The sequence below is a fragment of the Amycolatopsis rhabdoformis genome (assembly GCF_035918295.1).
GTDB lineage: Bacteria > Actinomycetota > Actinomycetes > Mycobacteriales > Pseudonocardiaceae > Amycolatopsis > Amycolatopsis rhabdoformis.
The window spans coordinates 1,044,059-1,062,243 of the sequence record NZ_CP142149.1 but is presented as its reverse complement, the minus strand read 5'-3'; the positions used below and the strand labels follow the sequence as shown (position 1 = coordinate 1,062,243).

The following is an 18,185-nucleotide window of genomic DNA, read 5'->3' as shown; positions in this document are numbered from 1 at the left end:
ACCACGGAAAGGGACGGCGATGACCCACCAAGGCATGGACGACCTGATGGTGAAGGGCGAAGAAGAGAGCTTCTCCGCCCTCAAGTCGCGGCTCGTCGACGAGTACGGCACCGCGCGCGAGACCGAGATCAACCGCACGATCTCCGCGCAACGCCGGCACTTCGACGATGCCGGTGTGCGCAGCTTCCTGCCCGTGCTCGTCGAGCGGCAGGTCCGCGACCGCCTCGGCGAGCCACGCGATCGCTAGCGGACTACGGCAGGATCGAATCCACGTAACCACCGTCGACGCGGATCGCTCCGCCGGTGGTGGCCGAGGCCAGCGGTGAGCTCAGGTACACCACGAGGTTCGCGATCTCCTCGGGTTCGATCAGCCGCTGCAGCAACGACTGCGGCCGGTGGTCCTTCATGAACTCCCGCTGTGCCTGCTCCCACGGCAAGTCCTTGTCCACCAGCTGGTACACGAAGTCCTCGACACCCCCGGTGTGCGTGGGCCCGGCGATCACGGAGTTCACCGTGACGCCGGTCCCCGCCGCCGCCTTCGCGAAGCCGCGCGAGACTCCGAGCAACGCGGTCTTCGACATCCCGTAGTGGATCATCTCGGCCGGGATCACCACCGCCGAGTCGCTCGCGATGTTCAGCACGCGCCCCCAGCCCCGCTCGGTCATGCCCGGCAAGGTGAGCCGGATGAGGCGCACGGCGGCGAGCACGTTGACCTCGAAGTAGCGTCGCCAGTCGTCGTCGGTGATCTCCAGCGGCTCCTGCGCGCCGAAGATGCCGAGGTTGTTCACCAGGACGTCGACCTGCCCCGCGCGGTCCAGGACCTGGCGCGCGCCCTCGTCGGTGGTCACGTCGCCGGCCCCGGCCACGAACTCCGCTCCGGGCACCTGCGCGCGCAGCTCCTCGATCGCCTTCGCGACGCCGGCCTCGCCGCGCCCGTTCACCACCACCCGCGCGCCCGCCCGGGCCAGTCCCGCGGCGATCGCGGCGCCGATCCCCTGCGTGGACCCGGTGACGAGCGCCGTCCTGCCGTCGAGGTCGAGCTTCATGACGTCCCTTCCTCCGCGGATGATCCCGGCGTCCATCCTGCCGCCGATCGCTCAGCCCGGCAGGGCGGTGAGGTGGCCGGTCGCCTGTTCGAGCGTGAGGTGGAACGCGCCGGAGCCGTCGCGCTGCCACGCGGTGACCGAGCCGTGGGGCACATCGGTGCGCACGGCCGTGGCGAGGAGGTCCTGCTCGGAGACCGATTCGAGGACGTAGCGCAGCGCGAACACGGTCATCTCGTGCGCCACGAACACCACCCGCCGGGCCGGCGCGCTGTGTTCGGCACCGAGCTCGGCGAGCAGCGACCGCACCCGCAGCACCACGTCGGCCCACGACTCGCCACCGGGCGGCCGGTAGTAGAACTTCCCGAGGCGCTGCTTGCGGCGCAACTCGTCCGGCCACCGCTCGGCGACGCCGTGGCTGGTGAGCAGGTCGAGCACCCCCAGCTCCCGGTCGCGCACGCGCTCGTCCACGCGCAGCCCGCCGGCCACGGTCACCCCGCGCTCGGCCGCCACGGCCAGCGCGAGCCGCGCCGTGTCCAGCGCCCGCCGGTACGTCGAGGCCACCACGAGGTCGGGCGGGTCCGCCGCGAGCCACTCCCCCACCGCGCGGGCCTGCCGCTCGCCCAGCGCGGTGAGCGGCACGTCGGCGTCGCGCTCCGCGATGTCGATGACCTCGTGGCCGGCCGCTTCCGCGACCTCGCGGGCCACGTTGCCCGTGCTCTGGCCGTGGCGTACCAGGCCCACCCAGTCCAGTCGTGTCGTCACAGGTCCTCAGTACCCGAACGGCGCCGGTTTCACAGCAGGACGCGCATGCGCGCCACCGCGCTCTCGGCCTCGACCGGCGAGCGCCGGCCCAGACCACACGACGTGGCGAGGTCCACGGGCCGGCCCAGCGCCGCCTCCACGTGGTCGCGCACGGTGAGCTGGGCCCGCTCGTCCTGCCGCTCGTGCGCGATGCCCGCGACCACCACCGCCGAGCCGGGCCGCAGGCCACGCAGCGGGGCGTAGAAGGCCGCGTCGACCGGCGGCGGCTCGTCGCCGCCGGACATCGGCAGGTGCACGAAGTCGAGCGCGCGCCCGGCGGGCCAGTGCCGCACGATCGCGTTGGCGAGCGCCACCATCGGCGCGGCCGAGCGGGGCCGGCGCAGCGCGCGGTGGCCGAGGTCGCCGAAACACAGGTGCACACCGAACCGCGTGCCCTCCGGTGCCCGCGCCGCCTGGCGCGTGACCAGCCGCGCCAGCACCGAGGCCATGATCCGGCGCAGTGGCGGCGGCGCGGCGGTCACGGCGATCAACGCCAGCGGCAGCTCCAGCTGGAACACGACCCGCTCGCCCGCCGCCGCCTGCACCTGGTCGATCTGCGCGCCGGCGGCTTTCAGGAACCCGCGGGCGTGTTTGAACACCCCGAGCGGACCGAAGATGAACAACGCCATGTCGAGATACCCCGGCACACCGACCTGCAATGGCTGCGCGGCCGTCGCCGGCGTACCCGCCGCGCGCAGCAGCTCGACCTCCGCGAGCGCGTCTTCCGCGATGTGCAACGGAATCTGCGCCGGGTCGAGCCGCCGGGCCACGAGCCGGTCGGTGTCGTCGTAGGCGGTCCAGTCGCCGTCCTTCACCACGCGCACGGCGCCGGAGCGTTTGAGCTCCTTGACCACGGGCACGAACCACTGCAGGCGCTGCCCGGTCTCCCCGCCGCTGATCCGGCGCAGCAGCCCCGCGAGCTCGCCGTGCTGCCACCGAAACGCCTCTTCCGCGTCCGCGAACTGCGGCAGCGTCCCCACGAAGTGCAATCGACGATCCATGATCGTCAGACGTTACGCACGCACCACGTCCGACCGAAGCCGCGCGGAACGAACTATGTCCGGAAGGCCACGCGACGCGTCACGACCCGGTCTTCAGGTCCTTGCGATACACGAGGAAATCGCACGGCGTGGCCAGCAGCGGCGCGAGGTGCGGGTAGGCCTGCTCGATCGTGGACTTCTCTTCGAGCCGATACCCCAGGCGGGTGTACCAGGTGGCCAGGAACTCCTTGGACGGGTGCGTGAACGACCGCGGCACCAGCAGCTCGAGCTGCATCCGCGCGTAGCCCAGGGCCCGGCAGCGGTCTTCGGCGAAGCGCACCAGCTCGCGCCCCACGCCCGCGCCCTGCACGTCCGGCGCGGCGGCCAGCAGCCCGAACTCGCCCACGCCCTCGGCGACCGTCCGCACGCGCACGCAGCCGACCACCCGGCCCGCCAGCCGCGCCACGGCGATCTCGCCCGCGGCGACGAGCCCGGCCACCTCGGCCGCGCTCGTCCGGTCGGCGTCACCGGCCCACAGGCCCGCTTCGGCGGTCTTGTAGACGGCGTTCACGATGCCGCTGACCTCGGCCGCCAGCACCTCGTCGGCCGCGGCGGACTGCGGCAGCATCTCGACCTCGACGGTTTCCAGGGCGCACCTCCTCGTCGGCGGCCCAGTCTACGAACTCCCGGCGCCGCACGATCACCACACGGCACGATCACCACACCGGAGATTCACACCACCGCCGAATCACAGCACCGCCGAGTCCGCCTCCACCGGCCGCGCCGCGCCGAACCCGCCGTACCGCCCGGCCTTCGCGCGCTTGCGCACCTCGTCGAAGTGCCGGTGCACCGCCTCGGCCGCCGCTTCGCCGTCGCGCGACACCAGCGCGTCGACGATCGCCTGGTGCCGCTTCGCCGTGCTCGCCGGCGAGGACGCCGGGCCGCCGAGCTCGGTCTCCGCCGCCCGGTAGACGTCCCAGAACAGCCCGGTGAGCTCGCGCGCCAGGTCGAACCCGGCCTCCGCGCAGATGAGGTCGTGGAACTCCCGGTCGGCCACCGCGGAATCGGGGCCCTTGCGGCGCATCCGCGCGACACAGTCCTCCAGCTCGGCGATCAGCTCGGGCCGGTGCGCCAGCGCCACCCGGCTGGTCAGCTCGGTCTCGATCATCTCGCGCACCTCGAGCAGGTCGCGCAGACGACCGGCGTCGCTGGCGCCGCGGGTGCGCGTGCGGAACAGCAGCCACGTCTGCAAGGCCTCGGAGCCGGCCGAGCCGACGAAGGTGCCGTAGCCGTGGCGGATCTCGACGATGCCCAGCGCCTGCAGCGCCTTGATCGCCTCCCGGATCGAGTTGCGGCTCACGCCGATGTCGTCCATCAGGCTGAGCTCGGTGGGCATCGGCGCACCCGGCGGGAGGTCGCGGTCGATGATCAGGTCGATGATCCGCTTGGTGATCTCTTCACTGCGTTGCGGGCGCGCCAAAACAGTCTCCCCGGATGTTTCTTTCCTTCGCTGGCACGTCGCCATCAGAGGACATCCTACGTCATGCCCACCCACTTCCCCGGCAGATCCCGGGCCGGTCGCGAAAAAGCCGCGTCCCCTTGACCGGTACCCGGCGGAGTTCTAGGGTTCGGCGAAGTCATAGGACGTCCCACGTCCTACATGACTACTGGTGGGCGAAACACACAGTCAGGAGACACCGATGTCCCGAACCGCCATGGGGACCGGCCCCGCGTTCGACCGGCGCACACTGCTGCGCTACGCGGGCCTCGTGGGCGCCACCGCCGCCTTCTCGTCGACCATCGCCGCGTGCGGCGGCCCCGCCTCGACGAACAAGACCGGCAGTGCCACCGATTCCCTCACCGCAGTGATCGGCTACGGCAACAACCAGTCGTGGGACCCACTGCAGACCGCTTCGGCGTTCTCCATGGCCGCCATCCTGCACACCTACGAATCGCTGGTCGAAGGCGACCCCGTGACCCGAGCCCCGTTCCCCGGTCTCGCCAAGGCGCTGCCCGCCGACACGAGCGGCACCAGCATCAAGTTCGAGCTGCGCGCCGGCGCCCAGTGGCACGACGGGAAGCCCGTGACGGCCGACGACGTGGTGTTCACCTACGCCCGCGCCCTCGACGCGAAGGAGAACGTGCTCATCCACAGCTTCTTCGCCCAGTGGCTGCAGGAAGTGAAGAAGGTCGACGACCACACCGTCGAGTTCGTGCTCAAGTTCCCGTTCCCCTACGCGCTGCAGCGGATCCAGATCTGCAAGATCCTGCCGAAGCACGTGTTCGAGAACAACTGGCCGCTCGCCGCGGGCGGCAAGGTGGTCGGCTCGGGCCCGTACCGGGTCACCGAGCAGGCGCCGCTTTCGCACACCTCGTTCGAGAAGTTCGCTGCCTACAACGGTCCGCGCCCGGCCGCGTACCAGAAGATGCTGTGGAAGTCCATTGTGGATTCCGCACCGCGCGTGGCCGCGATCTCCGGCGCCAAGCCCGACGCGCAGATCGTGGAGAACATCCCGGCCGCCAACGCCGACCAGCTGCGCAAGGCCGGGCGCACCGTCGAGTTCGCCGACGGCGGCAACAACCTGTACCTGATGTTCAACACCGCCCACGCGCCCTTCGGCGACAAGCGCGTGCGCCAGGCCCTGCACTACGCGATCGACAAGAAGAAGATGATCGAAATCGGCCTGCGCGGCACCGGCACGCCGGGCACGTCGTTCATCAACCCGAAGCTGCCGCAGTCGCAGCCGGCCTCGCAGAGCTTCGAGTTCGACCCGGCCAAGGCCAAGCAGCTGCTCGCCGAGGCGGGCGTGAGCAACCTCAAGATCTCCCTGTCCACCACCAACACCTCACTCGTGCTCGACTGCGTGAAGGTGATCAAGGAGGGCTGGGACGCCGTCGGCGTGGAGACCACTTTGGACTCCCAGGACACCAAGGCCCTGTTCTCCAAGCTGGACAACGGCAACGACTTCCAGGTCGTGTCCACCACGAACAACCCGATGCAGTTCGGCAACGACCCCGACCTGCTCATCCGCTACTACTACGACGCGGCTTCGCTGATGATGACGAAGTACGCGCGCTGGAACAACGCCGACACCCAGGCCCTGCTCGCACTGCAGAACCAGGCCGCGGCCGAACCGGACGAGGCCAAGCGCAACGGGCTGAACAAGCAGCTGCTGGACCTGATCTCCGAGCAGGCCGTGATCTACCCGATCGTGTTCACCCAGCTCGGCACGGCGTGGGACCCGACGGCCATCACCGGCGTGCGCGCGCAGGGGTACCCCGGCATCTACCTCAACCAGGCCAAGCCGGTCTGACGCGGGAGGACCACCCACCGTGATCGTCGTCGTGCGGATGCTGGCCTCTCGCATCCTCGCCCTGATCCCGCTGCTGCTCGGCGTGATCCTGTTCGTGTTCATCGTGATGCAGTTCTCCCCCGTCGACCCGGCGCTCGCCGCGTTCAACGGGGCGAACGCCACCGAGGCGCAGCTCGACCAGTTCCGCCAGGCCAACGGGCTGCTCGATCCCCTGCCCCTGCAGTACGTGCACTTCGTGTGGCACCTGCTGCAAGGCGACTTCGGCACGAGCGTGATCACCAAGGAGCCGGTGAACCAGACCATCGCGACCGCGCTCCCGCTCACCGTGCAGCTCACACTGTTCGGGCTGGTCATCGCGCTCGTGCTGTCGATCGTGCTCGGTGTGACGTCGGCGCTGTTCCGCGGCCGCTGGCCCGACCACCTGATCCGGGTGGTCACGCTGGCGGGCGTCGCGGCGCCGGCGTTCTGGATCGCGCTGCTGCTGGTGCAGTGGCTCGCCGTGGGCAAGGGCCTGTTCCCGACCAGCGGCTACGTGAGCCCGGCCGACTCGGTGTCGGGCTGGCTCAACTCGCTCACGCTGCCGGCGATCTCGCTCTCGCTGCCGGTGGCCGCGCAGCTCACCCGCGTGATCCGCACGTCGATGGTCGAGGAGCTGGACAAGGACTACGTGCGCACCGCGCGAGGCGGCGGCCTGCCGCCGGTGGTCGTGGTGGGCCGCAACGTGTTGCGCAACGCGCTGGTGAACCCGCTCACCGTGCTCGGCCTGCGCGTCGGTTACCTGCTCGGCGGCGCCGTGGTGATCGAGACGATGTTCGCGCTGCCCGGCATGGGCCAGAACATGATCCAGGCCGTGCAGGACGGTGACACGGCGAAGGTCCAGGGCTTCGTGATCACCATCGCCGTGGGCTTCGTGCTCGTGAACCTCGTCGTCGACGTGCTCTACCTCATCGCCAACCCCCGACTGCGGAGCCACTCCTGATGCGCCCCGTCCTGCACCCGAACCTCACGGACCGGCTCTCGCGGCCGGGCGTGCGGTTCCGCAAACTCCCGCCCACGTCGTGGCTCGCGCTCGGCCTGCTCGTGGTGCTCGCGCTCGTCGCGATCTTCGGCACGCTGCTGGCCACGCACAACCCCGACGCGCTCAGCACCGACACCGGCGGCCCGAGCGCCGAGCACTGGTTCGGCACCGACCAGTCGGGCCGCGACATCTTCTCGCGCCTGGTGGCCGGCACGCGCTGGTCGCTCGCGATCGGCCTCGGCGCCACCGTGCTGGCGCTGCTGGCCGGGCTGGTGATCGGCTCGTTCGCCGCGACCTCGGGGCGCCGGACCGACTCCGTGGTGATGCGCGTGATGGACGTGATCATGGCGTTCCCCGGTATCGCGCTCGCCGCGGTGCTGGTGGCGGTGTTCGGCCGCGGCATCCTCGTGCTGATCCTCGCGATCGGGTTCCTCAACATGGCCCCGGTCGCCCGCGTGGTGCGCGCGAACGTGCTGGCGCAGTACGGCGAGGACTACGTGGACGCCGAGCGCGTGATCGGCGCGAAACGGCTGTTCATCCTCGCCCGGCACGTCGCGGTGAACTGCGCGGCGCCGATCCTGGTGTACTGCACGGTGACGGTGGCCGACGCGATCGTGTTCGAGGCGTCGCTCTCCTTCATCGGTGCGGGCATCCAGCCGCCGAACCCGTCGTGGGGCTCGGTGCTCTCCGACGGCAAGGACCTGGTGCTCACCGGCGGCTGGTGGGCCACGCTGTTCCCCGGCCTGCTGATCCTGATCACGGTGCTGGCGCTCAACATCCTGTCCGAAGGTATCTCCGACGCGTGGGCCGCGCCTTCGGCCCGCAACGCCCAGGCCGGCGAGGTCGCCAAGAAGATCGAGGCGGAGAAGGCCGCGGAGAACACGGCGCCGGTGCTCCCGCTCGCCGGGCTGCTCGAAGCCGGTGAACGGCTGGCCGCGCGGGCCCGGGATCTCACCGGGCGCCGGGCCGTGCTGGAGGTGCGCGATCTCGCGATCCGCTTCCCCGACCGGCACCGCGGCGTGAACGTGGTCGACGGGATCTCGTTCACCGTGCACTCGGGTGAGGTGCTGGGGCTCATCGGCGAATCGGGCTGCGGCAAGTCGCTCACCGCGTTGTCGGTCATGGGCCTGCAACCGGCCGCCGCGCGGCTGTCGGGCGAGATCCTGTTCGAGGGCGCCGACCTGCTCACCATGAAGGCGGGCACGCGCCGGCGCCACCTCGGGCACGACATCTCGATGGTCTACCAGGACGCGCTCAGCTCCCTGAACCCGGCGATGACGATCCGCGCGCAGCTCAAGCAGTTCACCCGCCGCGGCGGCACGCGCACGCCGCAGGAGCTGCTGGAACTGGTGAACCTCGACCCGGGCCGCACACTGCGCTCCTACCCCCACGAGCTCTCCGGCGGGCAGCGCCAGCGCGTGCTGATCGCGATGGCCCTTTCGCGCAGCCCGAAGCTGATCGTGGCCGACGAACCGACCACGGCGCTCGACGTGACCGTGCAGGCGCAGATCATCAAGCTCCTGCTGCGGCTGCAGGACGAGCTCGGGTTCGCGTTGATCCTCGTGTCGCACGACCTGGCGCTGGTCTCCGACGTCGCCGACCGCGTGGTGGTGATGTACGGCGGGCAGGTGGCCGAGACGGGCGCCACGGCCGAGGTCGTGGGCTCACCGCGGCACCACTACACGCGCGGCCTGCTGTCCGCGGTGCTGTCGCTGGAGGAGAACGAGGCCACGCTCACCCAGATCAAGGGGGTGGTGCCCGCGCCGGCCGACTTCCCGCCCGGTTGCCGGTTCGCCGACCGCTGCCCGGCCGCGCGCGGTCACTGCTTCGAGGTGGCGCCGGAACCTTCGGGCAACGGACACCTGGTCGCCTGCCACTACCCCGCCGAACGCACGACCCCGGCCGTCGTGGAAGGAGCGCAGGTATGACGCTGGTCGAAGTCGACGGGGTGCACGTGGTGCACCGGGTGCGCGGCGCGAGCCTGTTCGGGCGCGACAACGTCTACGCGCTCACCGACGCGAACCTGGAGATCGACGCCGGCGAGACGGTGGGGGTGGTCGGCGAGTCCGGCTGCGGCAAGTCCACGCTCGCCAAGGTGCTCGTCGGGCTGCAGGCGCCGACGGCCGGAACCGTGCGCTATGACGGGAAACCGCTGTCGGGGATGCGCCCGGGCGAGCTGGGCCGCCAGGTCGGCCTGGTGTTCCAGGACCCGGCCACCGCGCTCAACCGGCGCCTGCCCGTGGCGAAGATCCTGCGCGACCCGCTCGACGTGCACCACGTCGGCACCCCGGCCGAGCGGGCCGCGCGGGTGACGGAGCTGATGGGCCTGGTCGGCCTGCCGGTGAGCGTGGCCGACGCGCTGCCGGCGCAGCTTTCGGGCGGGCAGCGCCAACGCGTGGCCATCGCACGGGCGCTGGCGCTGCGCCCGGCGCTGCTCGTGGCCGACGAGCCGACGTCGGCGCTCGACGTGTCGGTGCGCGCGCAGATCCTCAACCTGCTCATCGACCTGCGCGAGCGGCTCGGGCTCGCCATGGTGTTCGTGTCGCACGACATCCAGACCGTGCGGCGCATGAGCGACCGCATCGTGACGATGTACCTCGGCCGGATCGTGGAGGAAGCCGCCGCCGAGGACCTGCCCGGCGGCGCGCGGCACCCGTACACGCGGGCGCTGTTCTCCGCCACGCCGAGCCTGCTGCACCCGGTCGAGCCGATCGTCCTCAGTGGACCCGTGCCGTCGGCCACCGCACCGCCGAGCGGCTGCTCGTTCCACACCCGCTGCCCGAAGGCCACGGCCGAGTGCGCGTCGGCGCTGCCGCCGCTCACCGAGACCGCCGGGCACCGCTACCGCTGCATCCACCCGGAGATCCCCCCGCGGATCCGCCCTGAGATCACCACCGGAGTGAACGCCTCATGACCGCGACGAAGTTCGCCGGAATCATCCCGCCGCTGTGCACGCCGTTCAACGACGACTTCACGGTGGACACCGACTCGCTGCGCCGCCACATCGAGTTCCAGCTCGACGCCGGCGTGCACGGCATCTTCGTGCTCGGCTCGTCGAGCGAGGTCGCCTTCCTGCCCGACGCGCAGCGTCGCGTGACGATCGAGACGGCCGTGGACCAGGTCGCCGGCCGCGTGCCGGTGCTGGCCGGCTGTATCGACATGACGACCTTGCGCGTGGCCGAGCACGTGAAGACGGCCGAAGCAGCCGGCGCCGACGCGATCGTGGTGACCGCGCCGTACTACACGCGCACGCACGTGGCCGAGATCGACCGGCACTTCCGGCTGTTGAAGGAGAAGACGGCGCTGCCGATCTTCGCCTACGACATCCCGGTGGCGGTGCACACGAAGCTCGACCGCGAGCTCGTGCTGAGCCTCGCGGCCGACGGCGTGATCGCCGGGCTCAAGGACTCCAGCGGTGACGAGGCCGGGTTCCGCTACGTGCTCAAGGAGCGGCGCGAGCGCGGGCTCGACGGGTTCGCCGTGTTCACCGGTTCGGAGCTGCTGGTCGACTCCGCGCTCGCGCTGGGTGCCGACGGCGCCGTGCCGGGCCTGGGCAACGTCGACCCGGTCGGCTACGTGCTGATCTACGACCACGTGCGCTCGGGCAACCCGCACGCCGCGCGCCGCGAGCAGGACCGGCTGCTGTCGCTGTTCACCATCACCGACGTGGCGCCGCCGAGCCGGATGGGGCGCGGCTCGGCCGGGCTCGGCGCGTTCAAGGCGGCGATGAAGATGCGCGGGTTCATCGACAACGCCGTGATGGCGCCGCCGCAGCTGCCGCTCAACGGCGACGAACTGCTGCGCATCAAGGAAAAACTCGCGGAAGCGGGGCTGCTCTAGATGGCTCGCGTGCACTACGGCGGCGACTGGAACCCGGAGCACTGGTCCCCCGAGGTCTGGGACGAGGACCTGTTGCTGATGGCCGAAGCCGCCGTCTCGATGGTCACGGTCGGGATCTTCTCGTGGGCCCAGGTGGAACCGCGGCCCGGCGAGTACGACTTCGGCTGGTTCGACACGGTGATGGACAAGCTCGCGGCGGGCGGGGTCGACGCCTGCCTGGCGACCATGACAGCGTCACCGCCACCGTGGCTTTCCCACCGGTTTCCGGAAATCCTGCCGGTGCGCGCCGACGGCACGCGGCTTTCGGCGGGCGCGCGCCAGCAGTTCTGCCCGTCGAGCCCGGTGTACCGCGAGCACGCGGCCCGGCTGGTGGAGCAGGTGGCCACGCGCTACGCCGGGCACCCGGCCCTGAAGATGTGGCACATCGGCAACGAGTTCGGTTGCCACATCCGCGCGTGTTACTGCGAAGCGTCGGCGGTGGCGTTCCGCTCGTGGCTGCGTGAGCGATATCAGACCGTCGAGGCGCTCAACGAGGCCTGGAGCACCACGTTCTGGTCGCAGCGCTACGCCGATTGGGCCGAGGTCGAGCCGCCACGGGTGGCCCCGACGTTCCCGAACCCCGCGCAGCAGCTGGACTACCACCGGTTCTCCTCCGACGCGTCGCTCGGCTGCTTCCTCACCGAGCGCGAGGTGCTGGCGCGGATCACGCCGGACGTGCCGGTGACCACCAACTTCGTGGGCCTGGTGCAGAAAGCACTCGACTGGCACTCGTGGACGCCGCACGAGGACGTGGTGAGCCTCGATTCGTATCCTGATCCGTACGATCCGCGCGGCCACGTCGAGGCGGCGTTCGCCTACGACCTCGTTCGGTCCACGAAGGACGGTCAGCCTTGGCTGCTGCTGGAGCAGGCGCCGAGCGCGGTGAACTGGCGTACCCGCAACGGACCGAAGCCGCCGGGCGCGATGCGGCTCGGCAGCTGGCAGGCGGTGGCGCGCGGGGCCGACGCCGTGCTGTTCTTCCAGTGGCGCCAGACCGCCGGCGGCGCCGAGAAGTTCCACTCCGCGATGGTGCCGCACGGCGGGCGCGACACGCGCACGTACCGCGAAGTGTCCGACCTCGGCCGGGAGCTGGCTTCGGTGCCGCAGCTGGCCGACAGCCGGGTCAAGGCTGACGTCGCGATCCTGCACGACTGGAACAGCTGGTGGGCCCTGGAGCTCGACTCGCACCCGTCGGACGACCTGCGCCAGCTCGACGCGCACCTCGCGCACTACGCGCCGCTCTTCGACGCCAACGTGACGTGTGACGTCGTGCGTCCGACGCGGGAGCTGTCGGGGTACCGGCTCGTGGTGGTACCGAACCTCTATCTGCTGGACGCCGGCGTCGCGGAGAACCTGCGGTCCTATGTGGCCGGTGGTGGGCACCTGGTGGTGTCGTTCTTCTCCGGGATCGTCGACGAGAACGACCGCGCGTACCTCGGCGGGTATCCGGCGCCGTTGCGCGACGTGCTCGGGCTGAGGGTGGACGAGTTCTGGCCGCTGCCGGAAGGCGGCTCGATCGACCTTTCGTTCGGCGGGGCTCCGGCCACGATCTGGTCGGAGTGGGTGGAGACCGAGGGCGCCGCCGTGGTGGCGACCTTCGACTCCGGCGAGCTGGCGGGTCGTCCGGCGATCACCCGCCACGCGTTCGGCTCCGGGGTCGCCTGGTACCTCGCGACCCGGCCCGACGCGGCCGCGATGCGCACGCTCTTCGACCGGATCACGGCCGAGGCCGGGGTTTCGCCGGTGCTGTCGGGCCTGCCCGAGGGCGTGCAGGCCGTGGTGCGCCACGGCGTCGAGGAGCAGTACCTGTTTCTGCTCAACCACAGCGAGAACGCGGTCACCGTGGCGCTGCCGGCGCCGGCCGCCGACCTGCTCACCGATCCCGGCCGTCCCGTCGACGAGGTGCCGCTGGCACCGCGTGGGGTGGCCGTTCTCCTGGGGAGTTTCACCTAGCCGAAGGGAAAAACGGGACATGAGACCGATACTCCGCTGGGCGCTCGCGTTCGCGGTGCTGGTGTCCGGGGTGCTCGTACCGGCGGCCGCTTCGGCGGCGCCGGCACCGGCTCCGCAGTTCGACCAGCAGGTGCTCTTCAACCCCCACACCGAAACCGGCTACGCCTGTTTCCGCATTCCCGCCATCGTCCGCAGCACGCACGGCACGCTGCTCGCGTTCGCCGAAGGCCGGCGCGACAACTGCGGCGACACCGGCGACATCGACCTGGTGCTGAAGCGTTCCACCGACGGCGGCGCCACCTGGTCGCCGCTGCAGGTGGTGAACCCCGGCGGCGGTGACACCCACGGCAACCCGGTGCCCATTGTGGACAGCCGCACCGGCCGGATCGTGCTGATCACCACGTACAACAAGGGCCGCGACGACGACAAGGCCTGCGACGTGCCGTGCCCGCGCACGCCGCACTCGCAGTTCAGCGACGACGACGGCGTGACGTGGTCGACGCCGGTGGACATCAGCGCGCAGGCGAAGCTGCCGGCGTGGGACTCGTGGTACGCCTCGGGCCCGGTGCACGGCATCCAGCTCATCACGGGCCGCCACGCGGGCCGGCTGGTGTTCGGGGTGAACGCGGAACGCAGTGACGGCACGAATTCCGTCGAGAACTACGCGGCGCTGATCTACAGCGACGACTCGGGCCGCAGCTGGCACGTCGGCGCCGTGGACAGCTACCCGCACCCGGTCGGCGGCACGTACACACAGAAGCCGTCGGAGGTCAGCGTCGTCGAGCTGCCGGACGGCACGATCTACGCCGGCGGCCGCGAGCAGGGCGGCACCGACGTCGGCAACCGCGACTACGCGCTGAGCCGCGACGGCGGCCAGACGTTCAGCAAGCGCTTCACCACCATCCCCGACCTGGTCACGCCGATGGTGCAGGGCTCGCTGCTGCGCCTGCAGCGTCCCGGCGGCGACCGCATCCTGTTCGCCTCACCGTCCGACACCGACCGGCGGCGCTGGATGATGGTGCGCTCGTCCTACGACAACGGCCGCACCTGGGAGAACGCGGACCAGGGCACGCAGGTGACCACCGACTGGTCCGGCTACTCCGACCTCGTGCAGCTGAGCGACCCGCGCGACCGCGACGCGAAGATCGGCCTGATGTACGAAGGCGGCGCCGTCGACGCCCGCGATGAGATCCGCTTCGCGCGCTTCGACGAGAACTACCTGGGGTGGCGACGTTCCGCCGGCCCGACGACCCCGGACCTCTCCCGGCCCGGCGCCGCCGCCTACGTCCTCGGCGGCGCCACGTCTTCCGGCGGCTCCCTGCAACTCGACGGCGTCGACGACTACGTCCGGGTGCCCTACTCACCTTCGCAACTACCCGGCGCGGGCGACTTCACCTTCACCACGGCGTTCCGCTACGGCTCCTCGAAGGCCCCCCAGGCCTTGCTGTGGCTCGGCGGCATGGGCACCACCGCGCCGCAACTGTGGCTACGCGGCGAACCCGCCTCGCACCGCCTCATCGCCATGATGACCACGGCGGCGGGCAGCAAGTCCATCACGACCACCCAGGCCTACGACGATCAGCAGTGGCACCACCTCGCCCTCCAACGTTCGGGCGGCCAACTCCGGCTCTGGGTCGACGGAGCCCTCGCGGCGTCCGGCCCGGATTCACCGGGCTCGATCAGCGAGACCGTCTCGTTCCAACTCCAACTCGGCGAGCGCCTGGACGGGGCGAACCACTTCGCGGGCTCCCTGGACGACGCCCGGCTGTACCGGCGGGCGCTGTCGGAGTCCGAAGTGGACGAGGTGGGCCAGGGCCGAACGGTGCGGCCGGGGCCGGTGGTGGAGTTGCCGTTCGATCGGGTGCGCTGAGTCCTGTCGGATAAGCCGGCTTCGTGCGGTGAGGGGCGCTTTGAGGGAATCCAATTCCTTCAAAGCGCCCTTCCTCATCGGAGAGGTCACCCGTGCAGCATCAGATAAGGCGCCACCGCCACCAAAGCCACCACCAACGCCACCCGCAGTCGTTTCGTCGGCAGGGCGTGCGCGATTTTCCAGCCCAGCACCACGCCCGCCAGTTCCGGGATCCCGACCACCGCCGCCAGGTGCCAGTCGAGGGAGCCGTGGGCGAGGTAGCCCAGGGCGCCGACGCCGGCGATGACCACCGACTGCACCTGCGCCGCCGCCAGGGCTTCCAGCATGGGCAGGCCCACCACCACGAGGATGGGCACGGTCAGCATCGGCCCGCCGACGCCCACCAGGCCCGCCGCGGCCGCGACGGTGGCGCCGATCGCCAGCACCGCGGTCGTGCCCGGCTCGTGGTGCGCGACGGGCCGGCGGAACACCACCAGGGCCGCCACGACCACGGCGAAGGCGCCGAGCACGATGCCGAACCACTGCGCGGACACCAGGGAGTTGAGCAGCACGCCCACCGGCGTACCGACGACCGCGGCGGCCGCCAGGAGCAGGGCGACGCGCCGGGTGTGCCGTTGGCGCAGCTGGCCGGAGCGGACGTACGCGGCGCTGCCGGCCAGGCCCGTCGCCACGTGGGTGACGATGGCCGTGCCCGCGACCTGCGCCGGGGCGAGCGGGGTGAGCAGGAAGAGCGCGATCGTCGGGATCACGCCGCCGGGGCCGATCGCCGTGATGCCGATGCCGCCGATCAGGCCGAAGAACGCGAGCAGGAGGTCGGTGGTCACGCCGGTCCTCGGTGCAGGGTCGCGCGGAGGGTGAGGCGGTCGGCGCGGATGTGGAGGGTTTCGGCGTCCACGGGGCGGCCGTCGGCCAGGTGCGTGAGGCGGTCGAGGGCGAAGACGGCGGTGCCGGGCGCGACCTCCAGCAGCGCGGCGGTGTCGGGGCCGGCGCTCACGGCGTGGACTACGACATCAGCGCGGCCGAGGCGGGAGCCGCTGGTTTCCTCGATGAGCGCGAACAAATCGCGGCCCGCGAGGTCGCGGTCGAGCAGCGGGAGGCCGATGTCCGCGGGCAGGTAGGTGGTGTCGAGCGACAGCGGCAGCCCGCCGAGGCGGCGCAGGCGTTCGAGGTGCACCACGCGGGCGCCCGGCGCGAGCCCGAGCCGTTCGGCGATCGCGGGCGGCGGCGTGACGAGGCCGGCCGCGCGGACCTCGTTCACCACGTCGCCGTAGCCGTCCAGGGCCTCGGCGAGACCGGCGAGGCGATCGAGACCGTGCCCGTACTTCGGGTGCACCACCAGGGTCCCGACACCCTGACGCCGCTCCACGAGCCCCTCGGCGCGCAGCAGGCCGAGGGCTTCGCGCACGGCGTTGCGCGTCGCGCCGAGCTGCGTGCCGAGTTCGTGCTCGGCGGGCAGCGGGCCGTCGTCGAAGGCGCCCGACGTGATGCGCTGCCGCAGCACATCGGCGATCTGCCGCGCCCGCTCGGCCCGCGGCGACAAGGGTTCCACCTGCGTGACGCTACCCGGTTACGCATTACGCCAGGGTTACGCCACCCACCCTGACCTGGGGAAACCCTGTGACCAGGCCCGAAGGCGCACACGAACTGACTTCCGCCGCCGCGACCCGATCGCAACCGCGGAGGTCTTTCGGAAAATACTTATCTGTGCTATCCTTACACAATTAACGGCTAGGGTTCGCACCGTGACCGAACCCAGTTTCACAGCCCTCACCGCCGCCGCGGCTCGCGCCGCCCACCTCATCGTCGATGCCGGCCCGAAGATCTTCGTCGACGAGTTCGCCGCGCCGCTGCTGGGTGACCGCGCCGATGAGCTGCTGGCCTACCACCGCCACCGCGGCGACCACCCCGTACTCGCGGGCGCCCGCACGCAGGTGCTCTGCCGCAGCCGGTACGCGGAGGCCCGGCTCGGCGAACTCACCCAGTGCGTGGTGCTCGGCGCCGGGCTCGACACGTTCGCCCACCGCGCGCCGGCCATCCGCGTGTTCGAAGTGGACCTCCCGCACACGCAGGAGTGGAAGCGCCGGCAACTCGCCGGCTCCGGCCTGACCGAACCCGCTTCACGCACCTTCGTGCCACTGGACCTGGCCACCGGCGACCTCGTCGAAGCCCTCGTGAACCACGGCTTCGACCTCGCTCGCCCGACGCTGGTCACCTGGCTCGGCGTCACGATGTACCTCGGGGAAGCCGCCATCACCCGCACCCTGCGGGCCGTCGCCGGCCTCGCCCCGGGCACCCGGCTCGTCGCCGACTACTTCCTGCCCGCGCGGCTGCGGGACGACGCCGGCGCGCAGTACGCCGACGCCGTCTCCGCGGTCGCCGCCCAAGGCGGCGAGCCGTGGCGCAGCTGCTTCTCCCCTGATGAGCTCACGGAGCTGCTGCGCGCCAACGGCTTCACCACTGTCCGGCACGTCCACCAGCGCGACCACGACGTGTGGCCCCGACCCGACGCCCTGCGCCCGGCCGAGCTGTCCGTGCTCGCCGACGCGACCGTCTGACCAGCTTCAGCAGATGCTGCCCAGGCTCGCGGTCCAGCCCCACCACATGCCGTACTCGGCGAGGTTGCCGGCGTCGTTGAGGTGGATGTTGTCCGAGGTCCAGGGGCTGGGGTTCGGCAGGTTCGCCGAGCCGGCCGGCGGGATGTACTGGCGCAGGTCCGTGAGCGCGGTGCCCTTCGCGACGGCCGTCTGGTAGATCACCGACGCGTACTGGTCCCAGGTGTACTTCTGGGTGTTGCCGCCGTAGGGGTTCGGCGTCCACTTGAGCTCGGCGTAGATCGACATGAGGATGTCGACGCCGCCCGGGCGGGAGGCGCGGATGCCGTCGATGACGTTGTTCAGGTCGGTCTGGAACTTGGCCGGGTCGTTCTGCGCCCAGAAGTCGTTGCCGCCGAGGTCGACGAGGACCAGGTCAGGCTGCTTGGCCGCCATGTCGGCGATCGCACCGGTCGTGCCCGCCCAGCGGCCGCCGGGCAGGTAGTCGGCGGCGAGGGCGCCGTTGTGCGAGTAGTTCTGCACGTTGGTCTGCCACTGGGCGTGGACGCCGTTGGCGAACTTGGTGGTCCAGCCGTAGGTGGTGGAAGCCCACGTGTCCGTGGTGGACTGGTAGCCGGTCGAGCCGTAGCCCGTGTCGGCCGACGTGCCGACGATCGCGACGTTGGACTTGGCGGCGCACCAGCTCCGTTGGCCGGCGGCGTCCGCGGAGGTGACCGCCGTCGACATGCCGACGGCGAGAATGATCAGAGTCAGCACCGCGCTGAATCTGGCG

General features: G+C 71.1%; 17 protein-coding genes. 9 read left to right on the top strand and 8 right to left on the bottom strand.

What is annotated here, in order from left to right:
* Positions 1 to 19 precede the first annotated feature (19 nt).
* Positions 20 to 247, top strand: coding sequence for a three-helix bundle dimerization domain-containing protein (locus VSH64_RS04905; protein ID WP_326834254.1), 228 nt, complete (start codon positions 20 to 22; stop codon positions 245 to 247).
* A 4-nt stretch (positions 248 to 251) separates the two neighbouring features.
* Here the strand turns inward: VSH64_RS04905 and VSH64_RS04900 are convergent, their stop codons facing one another.
* The 5 genes from VSH64_RS04900 to VSH64_RS04880 form a co-directional block, all read right to left on the bottom strand.
* Entirely contained in the window at positions 252 to 1,046 is a 795-nt protein-coding gene (locus VSH64_RS04900; protein ID WP_326834253.1) for an SDR family NAD(P)-dependent oxidoreductase, read from the bottom strand.
* A gap of 51 nt (positions 1,047 to 1,097) precedes the next feature.
* Positions 1,098 to 1,808 carry a histidine phosphatase family protein gene (locus VSH64_RS04895; RefSeq protein WP_326834252.1) on the bottom strand — a complete coding sequence of 237 codons (711 nt, stop codon included), beginning with the start codon at positions 1,806 to 1,808 and terminating at the stop codon, positions 1,098 to 1,100.
* A 29-nt stretch (positions 1,809 to 1,837) separates the two neighbouring features.
* Complete coding sequence (locus VSH64_RS04890; RefSeq protein WP_326834251.1) at positions 1,838 to 2,848, bottom strand: hypothetical protein; 1,011 nt, start codon at positions 2,846 to 2,848, stop codon at positions 1,838 to 1,840.
* 79 nt (positions 2,849 to 2,927) lie between these two features.
* The gene (locus tag VSH64_RS04885; RefSeq protein WP_326834250.1) at positions 2,928 to 3,455 is read right to left on the bottom strand and encodes a GNAT family N-acetyltransferase; all 528 of its coding nucleotides are present in this window, start codon (positions 3,453 to 3,455) and stop codon (positions 2,928 to 2,930) included.
* A 120-nt stretch (positions 3,456 to 3,575) separates the two neighbouring features.
* The gene (locus tag VSH64_RS04880; RefSeq protein ID WP_326834249.1) at positions 3,576 to 4,307 is read right to left on the bottom strand and encodes a FadR/GntR family transcriptional regulator; all 732 of its coding nucleotides are present in this window, start codon (positions 4,305 to 4,307) and stop codon (positions 3,576 to 3,578) included.
* A 220-nt stretch (positions 4,308 to 4,527) separates the two neighbouring features.
* On the opposite strand from VSH64_RS04880, the gene VSH64_RS04875 reads away from it, so the two are divergent.
* The 7 genes from VSH64_RS04875 to VSH64_RS04845 are packed head-to-tail and all read left to right on the top strand — an operon-like array spanning position 4,528 to position 14,861.
* Positions 4,528 to 6,141 (top strand): ABC transporter substrate-binding protein, encoded by a 1,614-nt coding sequence (locus VSH64_RS04875; RefSeq protein ID WP_326834248.1) that lies wholly within the window; start codon positions 4,528 to 4,530, stop codon positions 6,139 to 6,141.
* Positions 6,142 to 6,160: 19 nt separating this feature from the next.
* Positions 6,161 to 7,120, top strand: coding sequence for an ABC transporter permease (locus VSH64_RS04870; protein WP_326834247.1), 960 nt, complete (start codon positions 6,161 to 6,163; stop codon positions 7,118 to 7,120).
* Entirely contained in the window at positions 7,120 to 9,087 is a 1,968-nt protein-coding gene (locus VSH64_RS04865; protein WP_326834246.1) for a dipeptide/oligopeptide/nickel ABC transporter permease/ATP-binding protein, read from the top strand. The genes VSH64_RS04870 and VSH64_RS04865 overlap by 1 nt, the downstream gene beginning before the upstream one ends.
* The gene (locus VSH64_RS04860) at positions 9,084 to 10,073 is read left to right on the top strand and encodes an ABC transporter ATP-binding protein (RefSeq protein ID WP_326834245.1); all 990 of its coding nucleotides are present in this window, start codon (positions 9,084 to 9,086) and stop codon (positions 10,071 to 10,073) included. Before VSH64_RS04865 ends, VSH64_RS04860 begins: the two co-directional genes overlap by 4 nt.
* Positions 10,070 to 10,999 carry a dihydrodipicolinate synthase family protein gene (locus tag VSH64_RS04855; protein ID WP_326834244.1) on the top strand — a complete coding sequence of 310 codons (930 nt, stop codon included), beginning with the start codon at positions 10,070 to 10,072 and terminating at the stop codon, positions 10,997 to 10,999. The genes VSH64_RS04860 and VSH64_RS04855 overlap by 4 nt, the downstream gene beginning before the upstream one ends.
* Positions 11,000 to 12,991, top strand: a complete 1,992-nt coding sequence (locus VSH64_RS04850; RefSeq protein ID WP_326834243.1) for a beta-galactosidase — start codon at positions 11,000 to 11,002, stop codon at positions 12,989 to 12,991.
* A 19-nt stretch (positions 12,992 to 13,010) separates the two neighbouring features.
* A complete protein-coding gene (locus tag VSH64_RS04845) occupies positions 13,011 to 14,861 on the top strand; it encodes a sialidase family protein (RefSeq protein ID WP_326834242.1) in 1,851 nt (616 codons plus the stop codon).
* An 86-nt stretch (positions 14,862 to 14,947) separates the two neighbouring features.
* Here the strand turns inward: VSH64_RS04845 and VSH64_RS04840 are convergent, their stop codons facing one another.
* Positions 14,948 to 15,685 carry a sulfite exporter TauE/SafE family protein gene (locus tag VSH64_RS04840; protein ID WP_326834241.1) on the bottom strand — a complete coding sequence of 246 codons (738 nt, stop codon included), beginning with the start codon at positions 15,683 to 15,685 and terminating at the stop codon, positions 14,948 to 14,950.
* Positions 15,682 to 16,410 (bottom strand): GntR family transcriptional regulator, encoded by a 729-nt coding sequence (locus tag VSH64_RS04835; protein WP_326834240.1) that lies wholly within the window; start codon positions 16,408 to 16,410, stop codon positions 15,682 to 15,684. Before VSH64_RS04835 ends, VSH64_RS04840 begins: the two co-directional genes overlap by 4 nt.
* Before the next feature lie 193 nt (positions 16,411 to 16,603).
* Here VSH64_RS04835 and VSH64_RS04830 point away from each other — a divergent pair, with 193 nt between their 5' ends.
* On the top strand, positions 16,604 to 17,416 hold the full coding sequence (locus tag VSH64_RS04830; RefSeq protein WP_326834239.1) for a class I SAM-dependent methyltransferase: 813 nt from the start codon (positions 16,604 to 16,606) through the stop codon (positions 17,414 to 17,416).
* A 6-nt stretch (positions 17,417 to 17,422) separates the two neighbouring features.
* On the opposite strand, the gene VSH64_RS04825 is transcribed toward VSH64_RS04830, so the two are convergent.
* The gene (locus tag VSH64_RS04825; protein ID WP_326834238.1) at positions 17,423 to 18,169 is read right to left on the bottom strand and encodes an SGNH/GDSL hydrolase family protein; all 747 of its coding nucleotides are present in this window, start codon (positions 18,167 to 18,169) and stop codon (positions 17,423 to 17,425) included.
* Positions 18,170 to 18,185 lie beyond the last annotated feature (16 nt).

Coding starts and splice junctions, on each gene's coding strand:
- VSH64_RS04905 (WP_326834254.1), top strand. CDS start 20: ATGACCCACCAAGGCATGGACGACCTGATGGTGAAGGGCGAAGAAGAG.
- VSH64_RS04900 (WP_326834253.1), bottom strand. CDS start 1,046: ATGAAGCTCGACCTCGACGGCAGGACGGCGCTCGTCACCGGGTCCACG.
- VSH64_RS04890 (WP_326834251.1), bottom strand. CDS start 2,848: ATGGATCGTCGATTGCACTTCGTGGGGACGCTGCCGCAGTTCGCGGAC.
- VSH64_RS04885 (WP_326834250.1), bottom strand. CDS start 3,455: ATGCTGCCGCAGTCCGCCGCGGCCGACGAGGTGCTGGCGGCCGAGGTC.
- VSH64_RS04875 (WP_326834248.1), top strand. CDS start 4,528: ATGTCCCGAACCGCCATGGGGACCGGCCCCGCGTTCGACCGGCGCACA.
- VSH64_RS04865 (WP_326834246.1), top strand. CDS start 7,120: ATGCGCCCCGTCCTGCACCCGAACCTCACGGACCGGCTCTCGCGGCCG.
- VSH64_RS04860 (WP_326834245.1), top strand. CDS start 9,084: ATGACGCTGGTCGAAGTCGACGGGGTGCACGTGGTGCACCGGGTGCGC.
- VSH64_RS04855 (WP_326834244.1), top strand. CDS start 10,070: ATGACCGCGACGAAGTTCGCCGGAATCATCCCGCCGCTGTGCACGCCG.
- VSH64_RS04850 (WP_326834243.1), top strand. CDS start 11,000: ATGGCTCGCGTGCACTACGGCGGCGACTGGAACCCGGAGCACTGGTCC.
- VSH64_RS04845 (WP_326834242.1), top strand. CDS start 13,011: ATGAGACCGATACTCCGCTGGGCGCTCGCGTTCGCGGTGCTGGTGTCC.